The sequence below is a fragment of the Neoroseomonas rubea genome, assembly GCF_016106015.1.
Taxonomy (GTDB): Bacteria; Pseudomonadota; Alphaproteobacteria; order Acetobacterales; family Acetobacteraceae; genus Neoroseomonas; species Neoroseomonas rubea.
Genome location: NZ_JACADQ010000604.1, coordinates 1 through 1,244 on the forward strand (window position 1 = coordinate 1; position 1,244 = coordinate 1,244).

The following is a 1,244-nucleotide window of genomic DNA, read 5'->3' on the forward strand; positions in this document are numbered from 1 at the left end:
GGCCCCGCCGATGCGCGCGGCGAGCCAGGAGATCGCCGCCGCCGCCGTCCCGTCCCGTCCCAGCGCCGCCGGGTCGATCCAGGCGAAGCCTTCCGGGCGGAGTTCCGCCGCCAGGGCGAGGCGTTCGACCACCGTGGCCTCGGCCCGCGCGCGCCGTGCCGCAAAGGCGCCGGCGGCCGCGGCCAATGCGGCGATCCCCGGCGCCGTCCCGCCGGGATCGTCCAGCGCGTCGCGCAGCCGGATGCGGGCGAAGCGATGGTCCCGGTTCGACGGGTCTCGCACCGGGGCGAGCCCGGCGGCGGCGACGACCGCCTCCAGTTCGGCCGGGCTTGCGCGGAGCAGCGGCCGCAGGATCAGCACGCCCCCCCCGTCGCGCGCCTCCGCCATGGCGGCGAGTCCGTCCGGCCCGCTGCCGCGCAGCGCGCGGAACAGCAGCGTCTCGGCCTGGTCGGCGCGATGGTGGCCGAGCAGCAGCCAGGGCCGGCCGTCCAGCACCGCCGCCTCGGTCAGCGCCGCGAGCCGCGCCGCGCGCGCCCGCTCCTGCACCCTCACCCCCGGTGCGAGTCCGAGCGCCAGAATGCGCGCCGGAATGCCCTGCCCCGCAAGGAGTTCGGCGACATGCCGCGCCTCATCCGCGCTTTCGGCCCGCAGCCCATGATCGACGACGAGGGCGAGCAGATCGCCGCCCCTCTCCCGCGCCCATCGCTGCGCCAGCAGCGCCAGGGCGAGGCTATGCGGCCCCCCCGACACACCCGCCGCGAGCCTGGCCCCTGGCCCAAGCCGCCCCATGGCCTCGACGAAGGCTTCAAGGTCCGGGTTCCAAGGGCCTTTCGGCCCTTGGCGGGGTGAGGTCCGGAGAGGGGCGGCGCCCCTCTCCGGGTCTGCCTTCACCTGCACTGTCCCCGGCGCCGCGCATCCGCGACGCGCGTGGTCATCGGCCCGGAGAGGGTCGGGAATTCCGACCTGATCTGGTCGAGCGTATCGCAGGCTTCCCGCCGCGCCCCGAAGCCCGCGAAGGCGTTGGACAGGCCCAGCAGTGCCTCCGGCGCCCGCCCGCTGCGGCGGTTGGCGGTATAGGCTTCGTTGAAGGCGAGCGCGGCGTTCTGGAACTGCCGCTGCCCGAGGAGGGATTCGCCGAGCAGGAGATTGGCATCCTGCGCCCGCGGCCCGGGCCGGCCGCGAAGCACCTCGCGCGCCGCGGCCTCGGCGGCGGCATAGTCGCGCCGGCCGAGCGCGGCCTGCCC

2 protein-coding genes are annotated in these 1,244 nt (G+C 76.7%); both read right to left on the reverse strand.

All coding sequences use genetic code 11. From position 1 onward, the window contains the following. On the reverse strand, positions 1-750 hold a 750-nt coding region (gene tilS, locus HW577_RS25240), incomplete at its 3' end, for a tRNA lysidine(34) synthetase TilS (RefSeq protein ID WP_198378832.1). 137 nt (positions 751-887) lie between these two features. Continuing rightward, positions 888-1,244: tetratricopeptide repeat protein (locus tag HW577_RS25245; protein WP_198378833.1), on the reverse strand; the 357-nt coding region annotated here is incomplete at its 5' end.